The organism is Microcoleus sp. B7-D4 (assembly GCF_036705125.1).
Taxonomy (GTDB): Bacteria; Cyanobacteriota; Cyanobacteriia; order Cyanobacteriales; family Microcoleaceae; genus Microcoleus.
Genome location: NZ_JAUBTT010000089.1, coordinates 11,269 through 36,244, shown reverse-complemented (window position 1 = coordinate 36,244; position 24,976 = coordinate 11,269). Strand labels below are relative to the sequence as shown.

The window sequence follows — 24,976 nt, the reverse complement described above, 5'->3', positions numbered from 1 at the left end:
CCAGAATTTAAGCAATTGTCAATTTTTGACTGGCTTGAATAGATGGAATCCCGCGGTACGGCCGGGGTGGATGTCAAATTCTACCTAAATCCTGTAAAATATAAAATCTCAAATAATTATGATAATTTATTTTTATAAAGTAGAGGAGCCTTACGGCTGCTTTTCTAATTTTTCACTACACGACATTTGTCTGCACGGTCAATATTGGTTGACTGTAGAACATTACTATCAAGCCCAAAAATTTGTCAGCACTGATGAAAGATTAGTGGCGACGATTCGAGCCGTACCGACTCCTCAAGAAGCCGCCAAATTAGGTCGCGATCCCAACCACCGGATTCGCGCTGATTGGGAAGCGGTGAAAATTCCCATTATGCGCGAAGCAGTTTTAACTAAGTTTCTCACTCATACAGACATTCAAGCTATTCTCCTCGCCACAGGGGATCGAGTGATTGTCGAGGATTCGCCAACGGATTACTACTGGGGGTGTGGCTGCGACCGAACCGGTCAAAATCATTTGGGTAAAATTCTGATGAGCGTGCGCCAAGAAATTAGTCAGCACCAGGGGCGCTGATAGAAGCTCAAATTCTTTCGTTAATTCTCATTATATGAAGTTCTACAACAAATGTCAACTTATCCTAACAATGAAGAATTCTCCTAGTGAGAGTTTAAGATTGCGAGAAATTTATAAGAGCATTAAAATAATAATTACTATTTGCTTAAGTCGCTCTGCCTGTTGAAGGCAAGGATTAAACCGGCGCGATCGCAGATTTTACTTACCCCAGCCCACCAGAGGCGATACACCGTCGTCTCTGACAAGTGCGCGACGGATTAATTGTACAGATCGGTTGAGTCAAAAACTCAGGGTGAGGCATTTGAGTTTAAACGCTCCCACAGCACATCAAAACTTCTTATTATCATTGTATAAGTACAAAAGGAGATTTATGCAACTCAGAGAAAATACGCAAGAATTACATTATAAACTAGACAGAGAAGTTTTGATACGGCGGATAACAGAACGCATTCGCCAATCTCTAGAATTAGAAGATATTTTAACCAGTACGGTAGCAGAAGTGCGGTCTTTTTTGAAAACAGATCGCATTATGATTTACAGGTTTAGTGCCGACGGCAGTGGAGAAGTTGTTGCTGAGTCAATTAATAACAACCATCTCCCTTCCTTGAAAGGACTGCACTTTCCAGCAGACGACATTCCTGCCAGGGCCAGGGAGATGTATGTCACTTTGCGCCAGCGGACAATAATAGATGTTAACTCCGGGACGATCGTCCTGAGTCCCCTCGATGCAGCAGACACCGGTCAACCTTTAGTAAAGGAAGAGATCCACTACAGATCGCTCGATCCTTGCCACACAGCTTACCTGATGGCAATGGGAGTGCAATCTTCCTTAGTCGTGCCGATTTTGCACCGCAGGATCGCGTCGGAAAACAGCAAAACAGATATCTGCCAGGCTGCCACGTGTCTGACTCGATACGAGCCAGGAAATAATCAAAAAATTCACATCGAACTGTGGGGACTTTTAGTGTCTCACCACTCCGCGCCCCTCAATATTTCACCAGCAGATTTAGAAGTAGTTCAGCTCGTATCAGATCAATTGTCTAGCGCTATAGCCCACGCGCTCCTCCTCCAGCAAACCCGCTCTCAAGCGGCCCGCGAAGCTACCGTGAGCCGCATAGCAGCCCTGTTGTATGGTCACGTAAACATTCAACTGCAACAGGGTTTAGAAGCCACCGTCACCGCTTTGGGCGGTAGCGGCGGCCGACTCTATCTCAACCAGCCGAAAATCAACGGTGAAAAGTTATCATATCCCAAGATTGAAGGAGGATTGCCAATTGCCCCAACCCACAGTGATGCTACCTTTGAACTGTTCACCACAGGAGAACAACCGACACTTCCCAACTGGGAAAAAGTTAAGGCGATCGAAGCTCATCCCCTCTGGCAGGAATGGCTAACTAAAGGATTCAAAAATACCGAACAACTTCCCAAATTGGCGAGTTTTACTAATTCTCAATTCCCCGTTGGGATAATTACAGACTTATACAAAGAACCTCTATTTAGAGTTTTAGTTCCCGCTTTCCAATCTACTAAAATTAGGGGGTTGCTGGTAATTCCCCTCCACTACAAACAACAAGTAGTCGGCTGTTTGACCATTTTTCGCAATGCAATTGATACGGAAAAAATGTGGGCGGGCAGCTTTGACAGCAGCGCGGCACAAACCCTTCCCAGACAATCCTTTGAACTCTGGCGAGAAATAAAAAAAGGTCAGTCGCCCGAGTGGAAGTACGAGGAAATTGAGCAAGCTTTAGCTATAGGCAGCCAATTTTGTTCGGCAATTGGGCAGTACGTTCTTAATAAAGAAGTGCAAACTCTGAATGCCAACTTGGAGCGCCAAGTTCAAGAACGCACCGCCCAATTGCAAAAATCCTTGGACTTTGCCAAAGTATTGACGCGAGTTAGAGACCAGATTCGCAGCACCTTAGATTTAAAAATAATACTGCAAACTATTGTGCGAGAAGTCAGAGTTTTGTTGGATACCGATCGCACGGTAATCTACCAATTTGCTGCCGACAAAGAGGGCGAGGTAGTTGTCGAAGCTGTTTGCGGCCAGTGGCGGTCAATTTTAGGTATCACATCTCCACAAGGATGCTTTCCCGAAGGCTCAGAGTGCTTTTATAGAGCCGGACGGGTGCGAGCAATTAATGATATTTATACTGATGATTTAACACCCTGTCACCGCGAATTTTTGGAAGAGTTGCAGGTGAGAGGAAGTTTAATTGTGCCCATGATGGGCAAAGATTCGCAATTGTGGGGGTTGCTGATTGCCCATGAGTGTTCTGGGCCGAGAGTTTGGCAAACTGCAGAACAGGAATTGCTGCAACATTTAGCTGCTCAAGCTGCGATCGCCATTCACCAAGCAGAACTTTATCAAGAAAGTCTTAATGCAGCAACTGCCGATCGATTAAAAGCCGAACAGCTAGCTAAAACAGTCACAGAATTGCACAATACCCAAGCCCAACTGATTCAAACCGAAAAAATGTCCAGTCTCGGACAACTCCTCGCCGGAGTCGCCCACGAAATCAATAACCCCGTTAACTTTATCTACGGCAATCTCTCCCACGCCAGCGAATACACCAAAGATTTACTCTGCTTGGTAGAACTCTACCGCCAGCACTACCCCAATCCCAACCCAGAAATTAGCGAGTGCTCCGAAGCAATCGACATCGAATTTCTTGCCGAAGATTTGCCAAAAATTTTGGGTTCCATGACAGTCGGAGTTGAGCGCATCCGCCAGTTAGTTGTATCTTTGCGTAATTTTTCCAGGAGCGATCAAACCGAGAAAAAAGCCGTTGACATTCACGAGGGCATCGACAGTACCCTGTTGATTTTGCAGCACCGGATCAAAGCCAATTCCGATCACGACACCGTAGAAATCATTAAAGAATACGCCAATTTGCCCTTAGTAGAATGCTATGCCAGCTCGCTCAATCAGGTATTTATGAATCTGATAGGTAATGCCCTTGACGCCCTAGAAATGGGAAAAAAAGAGCGAGTTATGAATCTTCCCTTTAAAGCGGCAAGTGCAGCGGCGACGCATTTAAGCTCCCAAATACTGCCTATCGAGTCAGGAGATATAAATGCGACCACCGAGTGTTTGATTCCTGATTTCCCATCCCCTTGCATTCGGATTCGCACTGAATTAATCGATGAAAAAACGGTAGGAATTTGCATTGCCGACAATGGTCACGGCATCCCCAAAGAGTTAATCTCTCACATATTTAATCCGTTTTTTACTACTAAACCCGTAGGTCGGGGCACGGGTTTAGGACTGTCTATCAGTTACCAAATTGTAGTTGAGAAACACCAAGGCGTACTTAAATGTGTTTCTGTACCCGGTCATGGTACAGAGTTCTGGATCGAGATTCCGCTGAATTAACTAGAACAACCTAAAAAACTTAACACCCAGAGTCCCGACTTCTTTAAGAAGTCGGGACTCTAACATCGGACATCAAGAAATTATTTTATCTTCATCGCAGAGAGAGATAATTCGATTCACAAAAGCTTTTAGCTCTGGACAAGCTTTAATCGCAATCATCAGATCGTTGTTTTTCAAAATAGCCATTCCATCAATCACTTTGTTATAGTCTTTTCCGCGTTTTCCAGAGCTAAAAATCTCCTTAATCCAATAGTAAGGTGGCTTTTGATGATTCACTGTTTCAGGCGAACCGCTAGGAGCAGAAAGATTGTGTTTCGCTAGCTTCTGGATAGTTGTCCAGTAGGGAAGAAGCCATGCTTCAAAATCATGTGATGCTGTGTGAGGATAGAATTTTGGGTTTTCACCTACCCATGTCCTCATTTTCTCTTTAGCATCATTGGCATCTTTAAAGTCCGGCTTTCCGGTATAAACGTCTGTAAGTGCAATTACAGCATCATAGCCATCATTATCGAGCAATACTCCGGACAGTTTTTGAGACCGAGGCTGAAACCCTCATTCTACCGTTAGCATTTGACCTCACTGAGAAGGTGGAAACCCGCATTCTGCCGTTAGTGATTGAAAACTGTCCGGACTATTGATCGAGGAGAGTTTCAACTATTTTCTTGAGTTTCCCTTGCTTGGGAATTCCACCATGTTGTGGTTTAAAGTCTAGTCTGGGCATTTTTTGCTCTAAACGACTTTGCAGAAACTCATGAAGCTTCTTTCTAAATGCCATTTCAGTAGCACCTTCAACCAAAATAGCAATTCTCATGGACGGCCACCCATCACATTCATTTCCCAAACCTGGTCAAGACTGTAATCTTCTAACCATTTATCCAGGTTAAGAGTGTCAGCCCACCTCATTTTTGCCTCCCCTTCTTCCAAATCGCAGACCAAAATCTCGCTTGGATCGAGAAATCTGATGAGTCGATCTGAGTGTGTTGCAACTATCAGTTGAGTGTGTTTTGAAGCTTCTCTCATTAGATAAACTAAGTGTCTTAAGAGTTCCGGGTGTAGGCTAACTTCTGGTTCATCTAGCAACGTAATAGTTGTTAAATTTTGACTTTGCAGGAGCGCAACCAACCAGAGGAAGCGCAGCGTTCCTTCTGATAGCTCATGGACATAGAAAGGCTGAGGAAAATTTCTATCTGTCCAAGTCATAGACATAGTTCCTGCGGCAACCGGAGGAAAGTTTAATCGATCGAAATCTGGAAAGGCAGCAGAAATGATATTTTCAACCATTTCAAAACTGTCTCGATCCGTCTCCCGAAGGTCATAAAGACAGGAAACGAGGTTTTCACCGCTTGCTCCAGGCAACTTTGCAGGGCGCATTGCTTGAGGTAGACGGATTGGACTTTTCTCTGAAACATCGAGTGCTCCATAATATGTGCAAGAAGCAAGGCTCTTTCTCAGGTTCTCAGGTTCACTATACATTTTAGGAACTTGAGAAAGCGATGTTTCGAGAGGATTATGCTCCCAATTCGGTCTCAGAAGTTCACTGCCTTCTTGAAAATATTTAATATTCAACCCTTGTGATTCAATATACTTGAATGGTTCAGCTCTGTTGGGATTTCTCTGCTGTGTTAAAGATTCGTCTCTGACTTCATAGGACAAACCTTTGGGTGACAATGTTAAGCTGTACTTCAAAGGTTGTTCCTTTGGCACTTGCATTGAAATTTCAATTTCAAGTTCTTGTACTTTACCTCTTGTCAAAATTTCATTCAAGCCGCCTTTAAGTTGTAATAAATTATGTAAATTTCCACTTGCTGAAGCGGCTAGTATTGAAAGAACATCTAAAAAAGAAGTTTTTCCTGCTCCGTTTGCACCAATCATGACGATGAGATTTCTCATCTCAAGCTCAATATTTTGAAGACGCCGAAAACCCCTTACTGATATATTTTCAAATCTATTCATATTCCGTCCTTAAATAGTAAAACTAGCCTAGACACATATATTGAGACTAGGCTAAGTATATCTGCCTTACAGACATTAGAGGTTTAGTAAAGCCAGATGGGTGTATGAAACGCTCTGCATCGCTTGGGTTGGCGCTGCATGAAAAGTCGTTGGAGCAGGCCGTTCACAAGTCTTTAAGGCAAGATCAACTTCACCAGAACAGAACCGATCGAACCGAGAAGACTCATAAAGTCGCCGCGGCTGGAAGTGCGGGGTTCCGTAGGCTTTTGGCGCGCCACAATGGCTTCGCCTAACTGCTTTGACAACTCCTCACCTTGGGGATTTCCTTGATCTGCAAAGAGTTTGTTTGCTATTGCAGCATCTTGAGCCGCACCGGCGAACTCTCCCAAGTCAGCGCGAGACATACTGCGCGCAAAATAAACGGCTGCTAAATCCGATTTCAGATTCAGGGCTTGATTGTAATAATCAATGGCGTTTCTGTAGTTTCCTGCTTGAGCTTCCAGCACTCCCAACCGGTAGAAGTCTTCAGCGGTGCCGATATTTGTTGGCATTCCTCTAGCTCCGAGCAGTTGCGCGTTAGTTAAATTGGCGTTGAGCAAATTGGCGTCGCTGAGATAGGCACTTCTCAAGTCAGCACCGCTGAGGTTGGCACCGGTGAGGTTCGCCCCCGTCAGGTTGACGCCAAACAGGCTGGTGCCGCTGAGGTTGGCACCGCTGAGGTCAGCCCCGGTGAGGTTGGCTCGGCTGAGGTTAGCCAATCTCAAGTCAGCACCTTTGAGATTGGCTCCGGTTAAGTTGGCTAAAACCAAGCCAGCACTGCTGAGGTCGCAGTTGGGGCACTGTCGGGTGGCTAGTAATTGTTGCGTGTGTTGGATGTTCTCGGCCGCTGCAGGAGCGATCGGGGCGATCGCGCTCAGCAGCGTTGCAGCAGCGAGGATTCTGAGTTTCATTTTAACCGTCCAAAATCCAAAATATTAAATCTAAAATAGCTTTTCTCGAAGCAATTGAAAATCACCATAACACAAGTTCACCCAACAAATCTTTTGACTTGCCGTATGTAGGAGTTATGTGCGCCATCAGCACCCTAGATTGAAGTTCTCGGCCTTACCTGAGTGTCAAATAAACACTTCGCTGCCAATAAATTAGGGTATTGACACTCTCAGGCCTGAAGGCGCTGAGATTCTGCGGACAAAGCAGCTTTAGGCAGCGCCCAAAGTCTTACTCTCGCTACGGTGGTCAAACACCGTCTACTCAGTTGGTCAAGGTTTACACCTAACTTACTGGCTACTTTTCTTAAAATGTTGGCCGAACCGTTTAGATCTGCGTTAATTACAGTTCCGTCAGCAGAGCGATACAAGCCACGTTTAATTCGTTTTCCAGATGCTTTCCACTCAGGCGGTTTTTCACCATATCTGGGCAGGGAGTCTCCATCTAAAAAGCTAGCTTTAGAACTGTATGCTTCTTCTGTTTCAGTAAACTTAATACCGTGCAATTTGCAGAGTTGCTTTAATCGGTCTTTCAACTTTACTAAAGGCATTTGAACAAATTTTTGATTGTTCAGTTTACCCATGTCGGCCTTGGATTTAAAACCTTGGTTCCATCCAATCACTAAATTACCGATACCATGCTTTAAGCAGTGGTCAATAATTAATTTAGCCGATTTGTTGAGTCCGTCGCGCATTTGGTGATTGCGCTTGCGGGTTACACGGTCTAGCCAGCTATCCCAATAACCTGTGGGCTTTCCTTCCTTCCTGGTTGCAACTTTCTTATTCCATAGCTGATTCATTGCCTTCATAGCGCGAGCATCAATCAAGAAAGAATTTCCTAACGTGTCAACGCAAGCAGCTAAATTCTCAGCAGTTCCCAAATCGATTGACAGCGCTTGACTAGGATCTAAATCGTGCTTCTGTAATTCTACTTCGTAAGACATTTCCAAGTAGAAAACACCATTTTTAGGGAGAATAGTGAATTCTTTAACTTTAGAGTAATCAATGTTCGACGGCATGGGCAGAAAGAATTCAGAAATCCCAAACCACCGCCGCACTGTCACACCCAAGGAAAATCTCAACTGATTGCCGACAAGTGTTGGCTTCAGTCCTCCAGAATTTGGGTAAGCTACTTTGAACAGCTTAGACCCTGTTAGATAGCTCGGAGGCTTAGGCTTAAAGTGCAATTGATTCTGGACGTACAAAGCCCTTAACTCTTTGAAACTTTTAAACGCCTCCGTAACGGACATCAAGGTTTGTTGCATGGGGGTTGAAGGCAACGACTTAGCAACAATTGACTTGGAAATTGACGGTTCAAAAGATAAATCAAATTTTCCAGTCAGCAGTTTTCCTGTCTTGAAAAATGTCTGACGAGCTAAATAGACAGCACTGTTATACAGGGTGCCAGATTGCCGACAAAGATAATCTAATACCGCCTCAATTTCTTCAGTGGGAGATAGCAATACTTGCTGTATTCCCATTGTTCTTTTGACTTTAGCCACCTCTTTTTCCTAAAAGTGATTTATTCAGTTTAGATAAGTAGAGTTGACAATTCAATCGATATCAACAAAACTTTATGTTGCCACTTCCCGAATACCAAACGCACAACCACGTTAAGTTCCTACTTAACTACCACTTCGTGTTTATTCCTAAGCGTCGCAAGAAAGTTCTGGTCGGTGACATAGTAACTAGACTTCGAGAAATATTTTTAGCGCTTTCAACCGAGAAAGGTTGGGATCTTCTAGCCTTGGAGGTAGCGCCAGATCACGTACATCTGTTCGTAGCTGTTAAGCCGATGGACACCCCTGCGTTGGTGATTAAAGTATTCAAAGGGCGTTCTAGTCACCATTTAATGGCTGAGTTTCCTGAACTGAAAAAGCTGCCATCTTTATGGACGAGCAGCTATTTTGTTAGTACAGCAGGCAATATTAGTAGCGAGGTCGTGAAAAAATACATAGAAGACCCCCATCATTCGGCAAATTAAAGAAGAAAGAACACGGGGATTGAAATCCCCGTGTTCTTCCTTCTCAGGGCTAAAGCCACGCTCGTTTCCCGCTTCCCGTAAAATTTTTATGAAAAGCTCATTACCCTTTAGCCGCTGTTCTCGGCAACCATAAAAATTAACAAATAAATTAGTCGTGAATCGTGCCGTCGGGCATCGTTGTACCCTTAAGATATACTCCGCTCAGGTTGACTTTTGTGAGGTTTGCTCCCAACAGGTTGGCTCCGCTTAAGTCTGACGCACTTAAAATCGCTTCAGTCAAGTCTGCCCTAATTAGACTCGCTCCCATTAAGTCGGCTCCGCTAAGGTCTACTTTACTCAAGTTTGCCCCAATTAAATCGCATTCTGTGAGCACCGCCCTACGCAAGTTTACTCCGTAAAAATTTACTCCGTGCAAGTCGGCACGGCTGAGTGTTGCCCTTGATATGTTGGCTCCTATTAAAGTTGCTTGGATCAGGGAAGCTCCGCTCAAGTCTGCTTTACTGAGATTTGCTCCCATCAACTCAGCTCGATTCAAGTTAGCTTCAAGTAAAAGTGCTTCTGTGAGGTCGGCTCCACCTAAGTCTGCTTTGCTCAAATTAATCTTGCACAAATTGGCTTTGCCAAAGTTGACTCTGTTAAGTTTGGCTTTGCTGAGATTGGCTCCAATCAGGTCGGCTTCATACAGATTGGCTCCAATCAATTCTGCTTCGTAGAGGTAGACCTCGTGCAGGTAGACCCCGCTAAAATTTCTTTCTCCTATTGCATATAGCTTGAGCAGTTCGTCAACGTTCATTGTGGCTTCTCTACACCTTTTAAATGAAGAATACTGTCAGCAAGCTGGTTGCACCGGATGTTCTGCAGTTTTAGATTCTGAAATATTCACACCCAGGGTGAAACTTCCCTCAATCTGCAACGTTTGAGTATAAATTAGATGGTTTGGTCAGGGTGAAGGACAAAGCTGCATTCTCTTTTCCCTTTGGTTAAAAATTTATCTTTCAAAATTTTAACAACAAGTTCGATCGCACTTCCTAACTAAATCCCAAAGATTCTACGTGGAAACTCCGATCCAACCCATAACTTTTTATGGGTTGTTGAGCTTACTGAGTAGCAATGTGACCAGAATCACAAAAAAATGCTAGTAGGATCACATAGGAACTCCGCTTTCGATCACAGCAGGCGGGCAAAAATAGCCGATACTTATACTGTAATGCTGAGAAATTGACAATGCCCCCTCGTCGTGTTTTACTCAATTGGCGATAAAGCCAGTAGTTTCACGGATACTTGCCCGCTTGCTGTGAAAGTCGGTTGCAACGTCACTCGGCGCTACCGGCTCCGGGTAATGAGAGTGTTGATGTATCAATATTTCTCGCACAGCGAAAGCCAGAAATGCACTTCTGGGAGTAGGGGAATGTCTGTATAAAAATGCGATCGCTGGTGTACAGACATTCGCTTGTTTGCTAGCACCTAATGACTAAAAATCGCCCATACGTTCGCAAAAATTACCAAGAGATACCAGGAAAACCATGATAGATGTTTAACAATAAAAGAATAAATGGTATTCCTTAAGAGTCACCTATTGCCGCTAATCTTAGAGTCGATCGGTTAACGGCTATCAGTATTAGCAATGACGCTTGTCCATCAAATACAAAACTGACCCAGAAACCGGGTTTTTTACCAAAAAAATCGTTGCAACCTTGCTCCAGGTTAAAATAATCCGGTTTCTGAGGGTCTGAGTGCCTCCAGGAAGGAAAAAGTTTAATGAGAACGATCGCTTTTGTATTGCTTCAGGGCAAACAAAAGGTCAGCATTTAGGATGGGAGCGGCTTTTGCTCCCTTGTCAAACAAAGGTATTGTAGAACGCGAATCGTGAGGTAATTGATATGGCTGGAGTATGTAAACTTAGCATCACAGAGACAATTGAAGAACTAAAAAACCTGTTAAATGAACAAAAAACAGCAAGTGGCTTTCAAAAGATTCAAGCACTTTACCTGTTCAAAATTTGTCACGTTAAGACAGTTAAAGAATTGGCAATGACGATCGGGGTAAATCGAATTACAGTGCAGCGGTGGCTGAGAAAGTACCGATCTGACGGACTCGAAGGACTCCTCGAAACAAAGCACAGCGGCGGCCGCAAGCCTGCCATTCCTCCTCTGGCCCGCGCTAGTTTGGCAATGCGCCTCAGCAACCCCCAGGAAGGCTTTAAAAGCTATGGAGAGATTCAAGAGTGGTTGCAGCAGGAATACAGCATTGAGGCTTCCTATAAAGCGGTTTATGCAACAGTCAGATACCACCTAAAAGCCAAGCTGACGAAAGTCTAGACAGTTCATACCACGTCGGATTAAGCACCGATTATCTAATGGTTAACCGTCAGCTTTTGAAGATTTTGAGGAGTTGCGTCATTACGACAAACCTGACTAATCGTTTTTTAACAAAACTCGCTCTCCTCAACTGCGGATCATATAAATTATATGTTGTGGCAATGGGGGTGAAGGGGAGAAGATTTGATGCTTTTCCCGCGTTTGTGAAAGATGCTTAAAAAATTGGCCAGAAATCATAACTTGGAAGTTTGGTATAATTGGCAGGTTTTGTTATATGATGTAAAAATTGGCAGCGGCTAAGGCAAAAACCGATCCAAAGCCGCTTTCAACTCTTCAATTTCGGTATCAATATTGCCTTCTTTCGCGGCTCTGGCGATGCACTCAGTTAAGTGTTCGTCAAGAATGATTCTCGCTACGCGATCGAGCGCGCCTCGAACAGCAGCAACTTGCACCAGAACTTCGGGACAGGGACGGTTTTCTTGCACCATTGTTTTAATGCCGCGGACGTGTCCCTCAATCCGAGACAAGCGATTTACCAGCCGCCGCATCGATTCTTCATCGTGATGGTGAGGGTGCACTGATTCAGCGTCGTGATGGTGGTGGGAATTTGAGGGCAAGGATTTGTCAGTAGAAGTATCAGATAGAATCATTGGGGTTATACCATTTTAGATTTTAGATTTTAGATTTTAGATTGGGAATGAGTGATTGGGTAATGGTTGGGCCCAGGGGCCTAGAGTTGCATTCTTTTTTTGAAACTGGTATTACGAGGGAAATTTAAAAGTTAGAATTCAGAATATGTTGAGTTGGTGCGGGCTAGTGACTCATGTATTGTAACTGTCAAAATATATTTAGGATCTTTATGGTGGCAGATTATTGAGTCCGCACGATCGCACACCCTTACCAGACTAACCCAGACTAACAAAGATTGACGCTATGCGACTATTTAAGTTTTTTCGCCCCGCCCCTCGAACCGGTGATCGTTGGTTCGCCCTAATTTTAGGAATGACGATCGCCCTGAGTGCGTTAACAATCACTCCTGCACCCGCTGCCGCTGATGGCACCACTCCGCCCAACTTACAGTTCCAGAGTTTCCCAGCCACCGCCGCGAATCCGCAACTGTTAGCGCTGCGGAGTCCTGAACTCCCAGGGGATACCGGCAGTTTTGTGACAGCGGCTGTCGATCGAGTCGGGCCAGCAGTTGTTCGCATTGATACCGAGCGCACTGTCAGTCGCAACCTCGATCCCTTAATGGAAGATCCCTTCTTCCGTAGATTTTTGGGAGAAGATTTACGCAGCCTGACTCCCAGACAAGAACGGTTGCGCGGTCAAGGTTCCGGCTTCATCATTGACAAAAGCGGGATTGTTTTAACCAACGCTCACGTAGTTGACAAAGCCGATCGAGTGACTGTCACCTTAAACGACGGCAGGACATTTCCAGGAGAAGTGCAAGGTACTGACGAAGTAACAGATTTGGCTGTTGTCAAAATTAATACCAAGGAAGTTAACTTGCCCGTGGCAACGCTAGGAGATTCCGACGCGGTGAAAGTGGGAGATTGGGCGATCGCCGTGGGGAACCCCCTGGGATTTGACAACACCGTCACCTTGGGCATTATCAGCACCCTCAAACGATCCAGTGCAGCCGTCGGCATTCCCGACAAGCGGCTCGATTTCATTCAAACCGACGCCGCCATCAATCCCGGCAATTCCGGCGGCCCCCTGTTAAACAGCAGAGGAGAAGTAATTGGCATCAACACGGCGATTCGAGCTGATGCAATGGGTATTGGGTTCGCGATTCCGATCGCCAAAGCCAAGGCTATCTACGCGCAGTTAGCCAAGGGAGAACAAGTCAGCCATCCGTTTTTGGGGATTCAGATGATTGCTTTGACTCCTGAAATGGCCAGAGAGAATAATTCTGACCCCAATGCTCCTTTGATTGTCCCGGAAGTTAAGGGGGTGTTAGTGATGCGAGTTGTGCCAAATACGCCTGCTGAGGAAGCAGGGATTCGCAAGGGGGATGTCATCGTTCAAATTGAGGGTGAGGGAGTGACTCAGCCGGAACAGTTGCAAAATTTGGTGGAAAACAGCCAAATCGGTCAAATTCTGAAACTGAAGGTGCGCCGCGGTGCCCAGACGAAAGATATTGCGGTTCAAACTGCTCAACTGAGGGATTTTTAGGGAAGAAGCGGAAGGGGGGAAACTGTTAGAAACCCCTTTCCTTCTTCCTTCTTCCGACTTCCCTCGGACTGACATCCGTTACATCCGTTACATCCGTTGCCGAACTTCCTTCCTCTATATGACACGAGTTCAACTTGCCTATCCCAAAATTCCAGATAGTAAAAATTGCCCTCATGAACAATGTATAGCTTTCGAGAAGTACGATGGCACTAATTTGCATTGGGTTTGGGAAGTAGAACTTGGTTGGTATGCTTTTGGTACGCGCCGCAGTAGATTTGATTTGGATGAGATGGGAATTGCAGAATTTAACGCTGCACATCCAGGTTTAGAAGCAGCACCGGAAATATTTAAAAGAGACTTTGCTAGTCCCTTAGAGTCTATATTTCGAGAGAACGAACTGTATCACTGCCCTGAAATTACTGTGTTTACAGAGTTTTTTGGTGCTAATTCGTTTGCGGGAATGCACCAAAAGGACGATCGCAAACAATTGGTGCTTTTTGATGTGAAAACCGATCGCGGTATGGTTGTTCCCGATCGGTTTATTCAGGATTTTGGTAAATTAAATATTGCGCGAGTGATTTATCGCGGCAAACTGACGGGCAAGTTTATGGATGATATTCGCGAGGGGAAATACGGTGTAGATGAAGGTGTTGTGTGCAAGGGAGGCCGCAATGCTAATAATCTGTGGATGGTGAAGATTAAGACTGATGCGTATATGCAGAGATTACAGGAAGTTTTTAAGGATGATTGGGAAAATTACTGGGAGTAATATCAAACTGATAGATCGACTGTCACAAGCCAAAGTGGGAGATATCGGCAATCCCCTTGGATTTGACAATATCGTTGCGTAAGTCATCAGGAATTAAAGTATATTGGTCGTAAGCTGTGGAGCATTTAAAGCACTAACGAGGCTTGTATGGTGCGTCAGGAGTGAACACTTACAGGACTTGGGAAACACTTCTGTACTGACGCACCCTACTATCGTCTTTTAAATGCCGAACAGCTTAATCAATAGACAGCCAATAAAAAAATCAGGGAGGATTTAGTGATGACATCTGTGCAGCTTGAAAAAAAAGCCATGACTGAAGAAGATGTGGTAAAGTTATGGGAAGCTTTTAAAGTATTTGATGCGGACGGGAGCGGTGCTATTTCATCAGAAGAACTGGGTCAAGTGATGCGATCGCTAGGCCAGAGTCCTAACGAAACCGAGCTGCGCGACATGATCAAAGAAGTGGACGTAGACTTGTCTGGCAGTATCGATTTTGATGAATTCAAAATGCTGATGGTGTCCCAGCAAGGCGATCGCCAGAGTCGTCTCAAAATGGCATTTAGTGTATTTGATGAGAATGGCAGCGGTCAAATCACTAAAAACGAGTTGCACGGCGTGATGAGCCAGTTTGGGCTGACAGACCAAGAGCTCGATGAGATCCTCAAAGAGGTAGACCATGACGGCGATGCCTCAATTGACTTTAAGGAATTCTGCAAACTGGTACCGGATGAGTCAGAGCTCACAACAGGATATCAAGACTCGCCGGTTCCGCTTGTCAGCACACAGACAACCGAGATTTCAGACAGTACAGCGGCTGCGATCGCAACTACAGCAACTGCTATCAATGAGGCAGCTTCTGCCACTATTGAACCTAACCTAGAAGAAGCACCCACCGATAGCAATCCAGAAATAGCGCGGCTAAAAGAATTACTCGCCCAACACCCACAAGCTGAGAACAAGCGCGGTACCTCCCGCTTGCAGATGCAGATTGGTTTGTTTCGTCTGATCCAGGGAGCAGCCTACCGCAGCTTCCGCGAGAGTTTTTCCGCCAACCACGAGACTCACCTGCGGGTGAGAAACTTGCCATACAGAATCGCTGATTTTGTGCAATTTGTCAGATGTGCGATCGGGCTTTATAAAGGATTGGGTGTAGTAGAGTCGGCGTGCAACCCTCTACTAGATGCAGTAGTTAAATCGATCGAAGATGAATATGCCCGACTGCAAGATCGCATCAAAAACTGGAAGACTATAGAAAAAACTCCAGAAATGTTGGCTGAACAAAAAGCCATGTTGGAGGCGCGGGGTAAGTCTGCAACTGCCAAGGAAAAGTTTGCCGCGGGAGTCGAGTTTGCCATCACCATCAAGAAGAAAAGTCTCAACTTGCGTGACATCGCGGAGGGTGTGCTTGCCATCAACGAACTCAACCGATTGAGAAAAATGGAACTGAGTGAGGAAATGGCACCGCCACCAGCCAAATCTGAAGGAGATCCCAAAGAGTACCTGAAGAAGTGGAACCGCGTCATCCTCTCGGATGCCTCAGAGGAAATCGATGGTGCGATGATGCCAGTGGCATATTGGTATGAAGACTTTATGCCGAAGCTGCTAGCTGCCTTCAGCGTCAGCACAGCAGCAGACATCCCCTTCAATACGGTTCCTGACGAAGTGGCTTTAAACCAGTGGTACGAAGCCACTAAAACGTCAGGGGAATTTGGGCGCTATGGGGCGGATGTTGTAGAAAGCTTTCCCAAATGCGCTCCAAAACAAAAGCTAATGCTCAAACAGGCATGGCGCTTGACGCACAACTACCTGAATGGGGTACAGAAACGGCGCGAACGCTTGGAGTTTGGGCGCGAGTCTGGCGAACTCTCGCAATATGTATCGTTTATTGACGTTTATATCGATCGCAGTGAAATAAAGAATTCACAAATGCGCGTCAGCTTCCCTTACTATATTGGCCCTGCGGTGTGGCGTTTCTTCCACACTACGGCTGAAATCGTCTCTACCAAAACCCCCCAACAGCAAAAAACTCTGGTGGCAATCTTCAAGGACTTCTTCAAGCTGTTTGCCACTATGTATCCCTGCCCCTACTGCCGCCACCACCTCAACGCCTACGTCGTGCAGAATAAAGAGGTGGAAATGTACCCTGTAGAGTACCTTGTGCTTGGGCGCGACCCGCGTCTGAATGACTTTGAGGTATCAATGGAGGCGAAGCTGTCCACGGTAGTAGATGGCGCTTCCCTGCGCTTATTCTTCTGGAAGCTGCACAATACTGTCTCCTCATCAATTGCGCGATCGGAAGAGTGGTATCACAAGGATGAGAAAGCATTTTATACCACCCGTTATTGGCCCAGCATTGACTCTGAGCTAGCACGAGCCAAGGCCCTCAAACACATTAGCATTGCCACCGATCGGATGTACCGCCTCTACGGTATGCTCAAGCCTGCGGCACGACTGACAGGGGTGAGAGCAACTTTGCAAAAGCTGTTGGATAAGAGGGATGAGGAAGGTATCAAGGAGGCTTGCTTAGTTGCCCAAGATTACATCAAGGAGTTGGAGGAGGCGATCGTCACGGGACAATTCCTACAAGAGACATATTACTTTGACCCTGATCTTGTCGATCAAGCTCCCGTCTTTAGTCCTGAAGAAGAGGAGTTTGCTCGCAGCGGTGTGTTTGTAGAGGTTGCTTAGATATCAGTCAGTAAAAAGTTAAGTTTTTAAGCTTAACTTTTTACCGATCGTAAAAAACTAGACAAATTAGCGTGATTAACATTCTGAGTAGATTTATAGCAGAAGGAAGAAATTTTGAATAATTCGGGTTCTATGTATTGATGGGTAGAAAACGCGATATTAAACAGGTTGATGCGATCGCTAGGGAGTTTAAGATGGGAGGTGAATTAAGGATTGCTTTTGGTTTATTCATTGAGGAAGAAAAGAAAAATGGTTATGGTGGAACTTTAAACCGTAGAGGCGATTTTACTTATGAAGAACTCCGCCAGAAAGCTCAAGAATTTTTAGAGGATCTTTAAATGGCTATTCAAACATCTATTGCTAATCAGAAGCCAGATATCGAGCAAATTATTTTAGTTATTACTAAACCGATGATCGGAGAAATTTGTCATCAGGTTATATTTAGTTATGGGGATGAATTACGGCTAGATTTCGGTGAGATGTCTGCCTATACTCACCCAAAATTAGCACATCTACGCAAAGGTAGTTGGCAATTTGGCACAAGGGCAACACCTTGGGTTTTCAAGCAAGGTGATCGAATCTTAACTTCTTCCTTGCCAGTAGATATAGATGCAGAAATAGATGAGGTAGAAATAGATGCTGTCAAAAAAGTTTTGCAGCAATTGGAAAATAAAGAATTGATTGATTTTGTGATTTATGCTCGTAATATTAGTCTCACTCTAGTTTTTGAGGGTGACTATAAACTTATTTTAGAGCCAGATTTGCCAGATGATTCTGGACTTGCTTATTGGGAATTGTTCATGCCAACTGAACAAGTTTTGACGGTTGGGCCTGGATTTTTTTGGGAATGTAAATCAATTCACGAACGTTATTGATATTAAATTAAATTGAGGATGGCTTCACGTCTCTAAAATAGTCCTTTGTAGCCAAGTCATAATAGATTGAATCAGGTGGGATCTTGGGCTGAGAAGGTGGGAATGGTGGGATGGGGTGAGTCGGCGATCGCGCAGATTGTCGCGTCGAAGCGAGTGAGAGAATCGAGAAAAGTTTGGCTAAAACCTTGGGGTTTCGCTTCTTCGTATTATGAATGATTTGCGATCGCTATAGAGGTAATATTGACTGGGTTTTCAACAAAGGCTGGAAAACAAAATACGCGCTAAATGATAAATAATGTTTCACTGGGAGTGTCTGCACGGAAGGCAAACTTGCAGCTTTGACCCACATCGAAATTGATGTGTACAACTGTTACCATTCGCCCTTGGGTAAGAAGAGGTTGTGTATGTACTTCTGCGATCGCACCCTTGCCTAAGCGACGGTGTACAACTCGCATATTGCTATGCACTTCATTGCGAGATAAGCGTTTTCCTAACTTCACACCACTTGTTCCAGAGCGAATTTTTGTTTTGTCTGGTTCACTCACAGCAATTGTTGCTAAATGGTAGCCTAGCCCAATTAAAAATGGTGCATCCTGAATCTGTGATCGCCAGTTCTCAGGAATCGCTTCCAATCCAAAAGCTGCTCCACCCAAGCCACCCACAAAAGCTGCAATCGAATCAGTATCGCTGCCTATCATGTTGGCAGCTATAATAATGTTTTTCTGAGTTTGTTCTGGTTGGCGGGCAAACAGATAAATGCCAGCCATAGCAGTACCTAGTCCAGAGCCTTTGGTGTTGCGGTCAAAACAGCCTAGTTTTTTAAGTACGCTTTCCGGTAATTCATTTTTGTGTAATGCTGACCAGACTAGACGCAACTGCTCAACAGCTTCTTGTTTAGTGTTAGTAAAAACTGTCTCAAAAGGTTCTACTCTTCCTTTATTCCATTCACTCAGCCATACTTTGAGAGCGGGTATTTGCGGAATCTCTAACTGTTTTACCCAATTGCCTAGAGTTTCAATTAACTCCTGACCTGTGATAGATTCTGACCACTGCAAAACACTGTGCAGTGCATAACCGTAGAGGATAGCCCCTATGATAGCTCTTGGATGACCATGACTGATGATTGAATTGCGCCAGATATCAGCCTCAGCTTGCGTCCAACGCCCAACATTAGCTAACACATGAGGCGATATCCGCATCGCAGCACCATTGGCGCCACCATCGCGGTAGTCCATCGTTCCTTCTTTCATCTTACGGCTGAAAAAATTACTGTTCCAACCAGCCGACTTGCGCTGTATTTTATGGGCTGCTTCTTTGACAGTGCTACCAGCACCGCGAGCATACTCTAGCCACATAGGATACTCAAAGTCGCAAAAGGTGCGATAGTCAAAGCTTCCATTTGGAGAAATACAAGCCGCAGTACAGATGGTTAATTGGGTATCGTCGGAATAGTCACCAGGGGCCATGTAATCCTCATAACCTTGAAACCTCCCACCAACCTGCTTGCTCCATGCCTGATAGTCGGTGACGCGATCAACTCCCATTTTGCGTTTGAGGTCATCGGGCGATCGGATAAATTCTGTCATCCAGCCCATTGCGTCACCCGCCGCCGCCGCTAGTAGCGATCCAGCAGTACGATTAGATAATAAGCCAATATTCAACGGTTGATTTATCTGCGACATAATTAACCTTATTAAATAAAAATCTAATCCCTAATTAATTCAAAATTTTCAAATTTGCCTTTCCACCCAGCATCTCGTACTTTTTGCTCATTAATTGGAGTTGCCCCCATCCAGAGAACGTCATCTAAAGAAATACTTTCATATATTTGTACTTCTGCTTGAATGCAAGTGGGTTTGCGATCTGGTAGTCCTTGTCTTGTATATTTTCTGTCTTGTATGTCACTTACCACAGGCTCATACATACTTTTAAGTCCTGTCAAACCTTCCTTTATATAAGCTCCTCGCTTTGAAGCTGCGTTAATTGGGCAAAACAGCGTTCCTTGTTTCCAGAGGTAATCTGGTTTAATAGCCAGCAATACCCAGCACTGGCTCTTGTGTTTGGCACGATAAAGGTACATAGAGTTGTAACTATTAATGCTACAACAAATGTGGTTCAGATTTCCATCCCATCTTCCTTCATCTATTTGGTCGTAGTGACTATTTCGAGATCGTAGTTGACAAATTGAGAGGAGACCACCCTCTCGGCAAATACCTTGCAAGTTTTCAATAGTAGTAAAATGAAACAGGCCGAAAATTCCACGTTCATCAACAAACGCACGAATTTGTGATGCTTCTGGAGTATCAGGGCGAGATTCGACACTGGGAAATCCAAATAATAATGCCCGGAACGAGGGAATTTCTTTTACCCAATCGGGGATTTGAGGGATTATTGATGGTCGCCTAATTTTATTCCGAGCCTTATTCAACAGGGGGAGATTTTCTAAGCAACTCTGCAACTCCGTTAATAACGCATCTTCAGGTAAGTTTTTACTTGTCGCGTCTTCAATCAAAGCAATTGTAATATTTAGATGCTTCTCAAAACTTAAAAATTGACGTATTTCTTCGCTAAAACCTAATATTTCATCTGGCAAAGAATCAGAAAAACTCTCCCTTGAAACAGTTGAGAACGAACGAGAAAAAAGCCTTTCCCCATCCCCAGGCAGTTTATTGATTTTATCCAATGCCAGTGCAACTTTTTCATCTGTTGTCTGGAGAGTAGTAAGATACTTATGAAATACAGGTTTCCATAGTCTTGTTTCTCTACTTTTGGCACAGCGTTCTATAATTGCCTCGTCCGTTTCTTCACTAAGAAGCTTTAACTTTAGAGCATTATCCTTGTATTGATTTTGATCTTTACGATATATTTTACGAATATCAAAAACAACGAGATATCCCTCTTTTAGCGGTTGGTTGCCACAAATAACTTTATGGTGGACAAAAACTTCTGCCTTTTTGGAAAGCATACCCAACGACTCTTGTAGGGTCGGCATCCTGCCTGCCTTTGATCTTATTTTCGGGTGTTTATAGCTCTCGAACATTTCCAACAGCAACGAGTTATTTCCGATAAGAGTCGCGCATCCAAAGCCCTTATCATAATCATACCAATCTATCACACCCACTTCTCTAAGTAGACGCAAGTTCTTTGCCTCTTTTTCTTCAATCTCAAAAGTGATAAACCGTCCTCTAATGAGTTCGTCTTCGGAACAACTAATTTCACTAGCATGAATATCCAGTCGTCGTCCGTCTTCGCATTCTAAAATTTTGTAATTAGAATGGCGTTCATTTCGGGAGTTCGCAAACCACTTAAATATGGCAATTTCACTCATTTTAGAAATGTCTTAAGTTAATTGGAGGAATATCTTGATTTTTTTCTAACGGGCTATCTCCCAATCATCTGGTGACAAATTCACCGTCCTTCCTGTTCCTTCACCATCCTCATTTAAGAGTTCAAACACACGAGTTACTTGAGTTTGTGAGGGTGTTACCTTTATGTCAAAGCCTACTTCAATTACAAGCTGACCATTTTTTTTGATTCTATAGATTATTTTGCGAGAACCCATTTTTTTTCTTCCCTATAGTTGGCGCCAGAGTAATACTTAAATGCACTATACGTAAATATTACTAAAGATAAAACAACACTTCGGATAGTTTTCAATCGCTAACGGTATAATGAGGGTTTCAGACTTTCGTCAAGCTCGGATACAAAAGGTAGAATGGCACTTTCAGGCTCTCATTCAAAAACTGTCCGAAGTATTGATAAAAGGGACTTGCATAAACATCAAGTATGGATACCACGAGTAGCAGCATCCGCTAAAACTTCTTCCATCCAAGCATTGATGCTCTTACCAGCTTTTTTAGCAGCTATAAAAATTTGACGGTGATATTCGGGTGTCGTGCGAAATGGCAGCTTGCCAGAGAAAGGCTTATCGGGCTTTTCCCCTAATTCTTCACAAAATTCTAAATAATCATCAACAGAGTCATAGAATGCCTGACGCGCCTCTTCAACAGTTTTACCCTGAAAGGTAATCACATCCTTGATGTCTAGTACGCGGCCAAAAAGGATTCCGTTTTCTGTATCTACTTCGATTTGAGCAGTGTAGCCCTTGTAGGTCAGCATAGTTGGATTAGTTCTCAAACGACGAAACGGCAAAATTACACTTTTCGGAGAATCTGTAAAATTGTGCTGCACGATTGTGTGATGACTTTACTAGATAGCTAGATAGGTGGTACGTTTTTTAGTTATCTGGGGCTGGGGCAACCAGCAATGGATGCCCCTTGTCGGACATCTTACTAATGGTTAAAAATCAGACATAAAAACCTCTGCATTCTCTAAGAATTCTCGGACACTTTTAACTGCGCCCTTACAAATCTCTTTTTCAGGATGTGGTTCGTGAAAAACAGCTTTGACACCGTTTAATGCGAATCGCACTCTAGATCCCCTCCCCTGGCTGACGGTAGCGCCCAGCGCCACAAACAGGCTCTCAATATCCGTCCAGAGAATGTTTCCCGGAACGGGGTTTGCGTAGATTGCCTTTAAGATTCGACGCTGTTTGCTATTTAATCCACTCACCAGTAGAAGTTCGTCAGATTGAGTTGCTTTTAGAGGAAGTGTCTGCATTATCACCCCAGCTTGACGCCACCTATTTATTGATATCACATTTTGATACCACTGTCAAGTAAATTTGTCCGGCTGCTGCGTGATATAAAGCGATCGCATATCTCAATGCTAGAGATTGCAAGTAGGGTGCGTCGCCATCTATAATCTGCAAGTTATATCCAAAATCTCGCAGCGACGCACCCTACGGATTAACACTACACAAAATTAGCCGGATCTTGATCTCGCCGATGTTTCGCGAGAATCGGAGTACCTTGGCCATCACCCACCAAAGCCGCCGTTTCCTCCAAAGCTTCCCTGAATCGCTTGGCCGCGTAGATCGACATATCGCGGGGCACATTCACCCGATCGCGCAAATACCGCAAAGCCGCATCAGAACCAGCCGGCGGCGTACAAACTTCGCCAGTCATCATCAAAGTTAAAGCACAACGCAAAGCCTCATCAAATAAATTGTCATCAGCAGGATTGACTCGAACGATGTTTTGGCGGTGCTTAATGACGCGGTGAAGTGCTTCAGCGCGGGATGTTTCCGGTTCTGGATACATCACATCCGGCAGTCCCGCCCAAGGCCCATTATCCACGCGGGCTTTGTTGAGTAGCATCTGAGGTTCGCCGTTTTCATAACACCCGCCCATCTGAGGTGGTAAATCGTGGACGTGGGTGTGAAAGTCGCTCTGAGTGCCGCGATAGGTAGGGCGGGTTTCCATCGCCGCAAACCAGTCAGCAAAGCGCGGGTTTTCTTCCCGCATCGAGTAGCCTTTGTAGTAGTAAAGACTGGCATTCATCCGTTCGACGTAGGGCGTAAAGATGACATCCGCAGTGCCAAATTCATCGAGGAAATAAGGCCCCGGAGTGCTAGCCAGGGCTGCTTCTACCTGGGCGACGACGCTGATAAATTGGTTGCGGTTGTGTTGTTCGACTTTGGCTGAACTTGCTGGGTAGCACAGCCAAGAGCACCAGGCTCTAAATAGCAGCCGCTCTAACCGCCGCATGGGTATTACTGCCGGGTTTTCCATGCCCAAACCCAAGGGGCCATAGACTCGTTCCAGCGCGATTAAGATATCATCGCTTTCGGTGATGATGCGGCCGTCTAGTTCGATCGCCGGTAGCATTCCCGATGGCACTTTCCGCTTGTACCAACTTTCCTTTTCCCCATAGCAGAACATGGTAACTTTGTCAATACGGTAGGGGATTTGTTTTTCTTCCAGCCACAACCAGATTTTTTGGCAGTAGGGACACCAAGCATGGTTATCGCGGTACAGGGTGACTCGCACATCGGATTCGGTTTTACCAAAGAGGCGCAAGCGGGCTTGGGCGTTGGTTGGCCCGTTGGTGCGATCGACATCAAAGTCTGTGAGGGCTTCTAATTCTTTCCAGCTTAGAGGGGTGGCGATCGTGGCGGTGGATGTCATAGGTGAATTAGTGCTGATGATGGTTCCCCAAAATATAGACTAAATGTATAGCTTTTCTTGGTCGCGATCGTCCAAAAGTTAGCCAGCCCCTTGATGATTCGGCGGTTGAAACAGGGGCAACCACGGGGGGATTGCCCCTACCACACAAACTTTCGTCCGAGGGCTCTTCTGTTTCATTCTCAGTATTTTGTAGTAGGGGGTCGTGCCCCCGTGCCGACCCTCCCCATCCATTTAAGCCGGATTTGGTATCAAATTCAGAGCGAACATATCTTGGGTAAGCGAGCTTGATGACAAACCAGTGAGAGACGCTAACAACTCACCAGTGCTGGCGATACGGATCAGGGTGTCCTGCGCCTGGATACCTGTACCCTGGCTAATTGTCAACTGGTTAAATGTTAGACCGTTGCTTAATCCCAGTAAATCTTGACCAGTCTGGAAATCAGTAATGATGTCCACTCCTGCACCAGAGTTCAGCACAAAGCGATCGCGACCATCACCACCTATCAGCGAATCATTGCCTAAACCGCCATTGAGCAGGTCATCACCAGCGCCACCGCTAACAGTATCATTTCCCCTGTCTCCAAAAAGGGTGTCATTTCCCAAGTCCCCGGAAACTAGGTCATCGTCCTTACCGCCGTGGACAACATCATTATCTTTACCGCCATAGACAGTATCATTTCCCATGTCTCCGAAGAGGGTATCATCTCCTGAATCTCCTAAAACCAGGTCATTATCCTTGCCGCCGCGAACAACATCCTTGCCTTTACCGCCGTAAAGAGAATCGTTTCCCTGATTGCCGTTGAGAAGGTCTTTGCCTTGATTGCCATAGAGCAAGTCATTACCCAATCCACCAACAAGAGTGTCATTTCCCGACTTACCGATTAAGACATCATCATTTTGAGTACCTGTGATTGAGTCGTCATTGTCAGTGCCCATTAAGGTGTCACCGCTAATCCCCTCAAGCGTTGGGGTTGGTAGTGGCGTTGGCTCTGGTAGTGGTGTCGGTGTCGGTGTTGGCTCTGGTAGTAGCGTTGGCTCTGGTATTGACGTTGGCTCTGGATTGGGTGTTGGTGTCGGTGTTGGTGTCGATATTGGCGTTGGTTCTGGATTGGGTGTTGGTGTCGATATTGGCGTTGGTTCTGGATTGGGTGTTGGTGTCGATATTGGCGTTGGTTCTGGATTGGGTGTTGGTGTCGATATTGGCGTTGGTTCTGGATTGGGTGTTGGTGTCGATATTGGCGTTGGTTCTGGA

The 24,976-nt window shown here is 45.0% G+C and carries 22 protein-coding genes and 1 pseudogene; 9 read left to right on the top strand and 14 right to left on the bottom strand.

The window, feature by feature from the left end; translation table 11 throughout:
- The first annotated feature begins 118 nt into the window (after positions 1–118).
- The gene (locus QUB12_RS28700; RefSeq protein ID WP_333147413.1) at positions 119–571 is read left to right on the top strand and encodes an NADAR family protein; all 453 of its coding nucleotides are present in this window, start codon (positions 119–121) and stop codon (positions 569–571) included.
- Between the two features lie 370 nt (positions 572–941).
- Entirely contained in the window at positions 942–3,947 is a 3,006-nt protein-coding gene (locus tag QUB12_RS28695) for a GAF domain-containing protein (RefSeq protein ID WP_333147415.1), read from the top strand.
- A gap of 72 nt (positions 3,948–4,019) precedes the next feature.
- Here the strand turns inward: QUB12_RS28695 and QUB12_RS28690 are convergent, their stop codons facing one another.
- The 5 genes from QUB12_RS28690 to QUB12_RS28670 form a co-directional block, all read right to left on the bottom strand.
- Positions 4,020–4,463: a DUF4276 family protein gene (locus QUB12_RS28690; RefSeq protein WP_333147418.1), complete on the bottom strand. Its 444-nt coding sequence runs from the start codon at positions 4,461–4,463 to the stop codon at positions 4,020–4,022.
- Between the two features lie 115 nt (positions 4,464–4,578).
- On the bottom strand, positions 4,579–4,758 hold the full coding sequence (locus tag QUB12_RS28685; protein WP_333147420.1) for a hypothetical protein: 180 nt from the start codon (positions 4,756–4,758) through the stop codon (positions 4,579–4,581).
- The gene (locus QUB12_RS28680; RefSeq protein WP_333147422.1) at positions 4,755–5,900 is read right to left on the bottom strand and encodes an AAA family ATPase; all 1,146 of its coding nucleotides are present in this window, start codon (positions 5,898–5,900) and stop codon (positions 4,755–4,757) included. Before QUB12_RS28680 ends, QUB12_RS28685 begins: the two co-directional genes overlap by 4 nt.
- Positions 5,901–6,073: 173 nt before the next feature.
- The gene (locus QUB12_RS28675) at positions 6,074–6,850 is read right to left on the bottom strand and encodes a pentapeptide repeat-containing protein (RefSeq protein ID WP_333147424.1); all 777 of its coding nucleotides are present in this window, start codon (positions 6,848–6,850) and stop codon (positions 6,074–6,076) included.
- Between the two features lie 209 nt (positions 6,851–7,059).
- Complete coding sequence (locus QUB12_RS28670) at positions 7,060–8,388, bottom strand: transposase (protein WP_333309451.1); 1,329 nt, start codon at positions 8,386–8,388, stop codon at positions 7,060–7,062.
- A 74-nt stretch (positions 8,389–8,462) separates the two neighbouring features.
- Between QUB12_RS28670 and tnpA the strand changes: the two genes are divergently transcribed.
- The gene (gene tnpA / locus QUB12_RS28665) at positions 8,463–8,870 is read left to right on the top strand and encodes an IS200/IS605 family transposase (protein ID WP_333145409.1); all 408 of its coding nucleotides are present in this window, start codon (positions 8,463–8,465) and stop codon (positions 8,868–8,870) included.
- A 148-nt stretch (positions 8,871–9,018) separates the two neighbouring features.
- Here tnpA and QUB12_RS28660 read toward each other — a convergent pair whose 3' ends face one another.
- Positions 9,019–9,663: a pentapeptide repeat-containing protein gene (locus tag QUB12_RS28660; protein WP_333056817.1), complete on the bottom strand. Its 645-nt coding sequence runs from the start codon at positions 9,661–9,663 to the stop codon at positions 9,019–9,021.
- Positions 9,664–10,750: 1,087 nt separating this feature from the next.
- On the opposite strand from QUB12_RS28660, the gene QUB12_RS28655 reads away from it, so the two are divergent.
- The gene (locus tag QUB12_RS28655) at positions 10,751–11,188 is read left to right on the top strand and encodes a helix-turn-helix domain-containing protein (RefSeq protein ID WP_333145410.1); all 438 of its coding nucleotides are present in this window, start codon (positions 10,751–10,753) and stop codon (positions 11,186–11,188) included.
- A gap of 296 nt (positions 11,189–11,484) precedes the next feature.
- Here the strand turns inward: QUB12_RS28655 and QUB12_RS28650 are convergent, their stop codons facing one another.
- Positions 11,485–11,838 (bottom strand): metal-sensitive transcriptional regulator, encoded by a 354-nt coding sequence (locus QUB12_RS28650; RefSeq protein ID WP_333163138.1) that lies wholly within the window; start codon positions 11,836–11,838, stop codon positions 11,485–11,487.
- A gap of 283 nt (positions 11,839–12,121) precedes the next feature.
- Here QUB12_RS28650 and QUB12_RS28645 point away from each other — a divergent pair, with 283 nt between their 5' ends.
- From QUB12_RS28645 to QUB12_RS28625, 5 genes are all read left to right on the top strand, one after another.
- Positions 12,122–13,363, top strand: coding sequence for an HhoA/HhoB/HtrA family serine endopeptidase (locus QUB12_RS28645; protein ID WP_333309449.1), 1,242 nt, complete (start codon positions 12,122–12,124; stop codon positions 13,361–13,363).
- Between the two features lie 118 nt (positions 13,364–13,481).
- The gene (locus tag QUB12_RS28640; protein WP_333309447.1) at positions 13,482–14,132 is read left to right on the top strand and encodes an RNA ligase family protein; all 651 of its coding nucleotides are present in this window, start codon (positions 13,482–13,484) and stop codon (positions 14,130–14,132) included.
- Between the two features lie 279 nt (positions 14,133–14,411).
- A complete protein-coding gene (locus QUB12_RS28635) occupies positions 14,412–16,820 on the top strand; it encodes an EF-hand domain-containing protein (protein ID WP_445300678.1) in 2,409 nt (802 codons plus the stop codon).
- A 140-nt stretch (positions 16,821–16,960) separates the two neighbouring features.
- Positions 16,961–17,158, top strand: a complete 198-nt coding sequence (locus QUB12_RS28630; RefSeq protein WP_333233195.1) for a hypothetical protein — start codon at positions 16,961–16,963, stop codon at positions 17,156–17,158.
- Positions 17,159–17,695, top strand: a complete 537-nt coding sequence (locus tag QUB12_RS28625; protein ID WP_333233193.1) for a hypothetical protein — start codon at positions 17,159–17,161, stop codon at positions 17,693–17,695. It begins immediately after the preceding gene.
- A gap of 71 nt (positions 17,696–17,766) precedes the next feature.
- Here the strand turns inward: QUB12_RS28625 and QUB12_RS37630 are convergent.
- The 7 genes and pseudogenes from QUB12_RS37630 to QUB12_RS28595 form a co-directional block, all read right to left on the bottom strand.
- Positions 17,767–17,838 (bottom strand): annotated as a pseudogene (locus QUB12_RS37630) (hypothetical protein); the annotation flags it as partial.
- A 138-nt stretch (positions 17,839–17,976) separates the two neighbouring features.
- A complete protein-coding gene (locus tag QUB12_RS28620) occupies positions 17,977–19,377 on the bottom strand; it encodes an ADP-ribosylglycohydrolase family protein (protein ID WP_333233190.1) in 1,401 nt (466 codons plus the stop codon).
- Positions 19,378–19,400: 23 nt separating this feature from the next.
- Positions 19,401–21,023: a DarT ssDNA thymidine ADP-ribosyltransferase family protein gene (locus QUB12_RS28615; protein ID WP_333233189.1), complete on the bottom strand. Its 1,623-nt coding sequence runs from the start codon at positions 21,021–21,023 to the stop codon at positions 19,401–19,403.
- Positions 21,024–21,475: 452 nt separating this feature from the next.
- Positions 21,476–21,814 carry a type II toxin-antitoxin system HicB family antitoxin gene (locus QUB12_RS28610; protein ID WP_333233187.1) on the bottom strand — a complete coding sequence of 113 codons (339 nt, stop codon included), beginning with the start codon at positions 21,812–21,814 and terminating at the stop codon, positions 21,476–21,478.
- Between the two features lie 180 nt (positions 21,815–21,994).
- Positions 21,995–22,315 (bottom strand): type II toxin-antitoxin system HicA family toxin, encoded by a 321-nt coding sequence (locus tag QUB12_RS28605; protein ID WP_333233185.1) that lies wholly within the window; start codon positions 22,313–22,315, stop codon positions 21,995–21,997.
- A gap of 194 nt (positions 22,316–22,509) precedes the next feature.
- Positions 22,510–23,724, bottom strand: a complete 1,215-nt coding sequence (locus QUB12_RS28600) for a glutathione S-transferase family protein (protein ID WP_333309441.1) — start codon at positions 23,722–23,724, stop codon at positions 22,510–22,512.
- 231 nt (positions 23,725–23,955) lie between these two features.
- The coding region (locus QUB12_RS28595; RefSeq protein WP_333309439.1) for a calcium-binding protein at positions 23,956–24,976 on the bottom strand (1,021 nt) is incomplete at its 5' end.

Coding starts and splice junctions, on each gene's coding strand:
- QUB12_RS28615 (WP_333233189.1), bottom strand. CDS start 21,023: ATGAGTGAAATTGCCATATTTAAGTGGTTTGCGAACTCCCGAAATGAA.
- QUB12_RS28620 (WP_333233190.1), bottom strand. CDS start 19,377: ATGTCGCAGATAAATCAACCGTTGAATATTGGCTTATTATCTAATCGT.
- QUB12_RS28645 (WP_333309449.1), top strand. CDS start 12,122: ATGCGACTATTTAAGTTTTTTCGCCCCGCCCCTCGAACCGGTGATCGT.
- QUB12_RS28640 (WP_333309447.1), top strand. CDS start 13,482: ATGACACGAGTTCAACTTGCCTATCCCAAAATTCCAGATAGTAAAAAT.
- QUB12_RS28635 (WP_445300678.1), top strand. CDS start 14,412: ATGACATCTGTGCAGCTTGAAAAAAAAGCCATGACTGAAGAAGATGTG.
- QUB12_RS28695 (WP_333147415.1), top strand. CDS start 942: ATGCAACTCAGAGAAAATACGCAAGAATTACATTATAAACTAGACAGA.
- tnpA (WP_333145409.1), top strand. CDS start 8,463: ATGTTGCCACTTCCCGAATACCAAACGCACAACCACGTTAAGTTCCTA.
- QUB12_RS28650 (WP_333163138.1), bottom strand. CDS start 11,838: ATGATTCTATCTGATACTTCTACTGACAAATCCTTGCCCTCAAATTCC.
- QUB12_RS28630 (WP_333233195.1), top strand. CDS start 16,961: ATGGGTAGAAAACGCGATATTAAACAGGTTGATGCGATCGCTAGGGAG.
- QUB12_RS28625 (WP_333233193.1), top strand. CDS start 17,159: ATGGCTATTCAAACATCTATTGCTAATCAGAAGCCAGATATCGAGCAA.
- QUB12_RS28675 (WP_333147424.1), bottom strand. CDS start 6,850: ATGAAACTCAGAATCCTCGCTGCTGCAACGCTGCTGAGCGCGATCGCC.
- QUB12_RS28685 (WP_333147420.1), bottom strand. CDS start 4,758: ATGAGAATTGCTATTTTGGTTGAAGGTGCTACTGAAATGGCATTTAGA.
- QUB12_RS28660 (WP_333056817.1), bottom strand. CDS start 9,663: ATGAACGTTGACGAACTGCTCAAGCTATATGCAATAGGAGAAAGAAAT.
- QUB12_RS28655 (WP_333145410.1), top strand. CDS start 10,751: ATGGCTGGAGTATGTAAACTTAGCATCACAGAGACAATTGAAGAACTA.
- QUB12_RS28600 (WP_333309441.1), bottom strand. CDS start 23,724: ATGACATCCACCGCCACGATCGCCACCCCTCTAAGCTGGAAAGAATTA.
- QUB12_RS28700 (WP_333147413.1), top strand. CDS start 119: ATGATAATTTATTTTTATAAAGTAGAGGAGCCTTACGGCTGCTTTTCT.
- QUB12_RS28680 (WP_333147422.1), bottom strand. CDS start 5,900: ATGAATAGATTTGAAAATATATCAGTAAGGGGTTTTCGGCGTCTTCAA.
- QUB12_RS28605 (WP_333233185.1), bottom strand. CDS start 22,315: ATGCAGACACTTCCTCTAAAAGCAACTCAATCTGACGAACTTCTACTG.
- QUB12_RS28610 (WP_333233187.1), bottom strand. CDS start 21,814: ATGCTGACCTACAAGGGCTACACTGCTCAAATCGAAGTAGATACAGAA.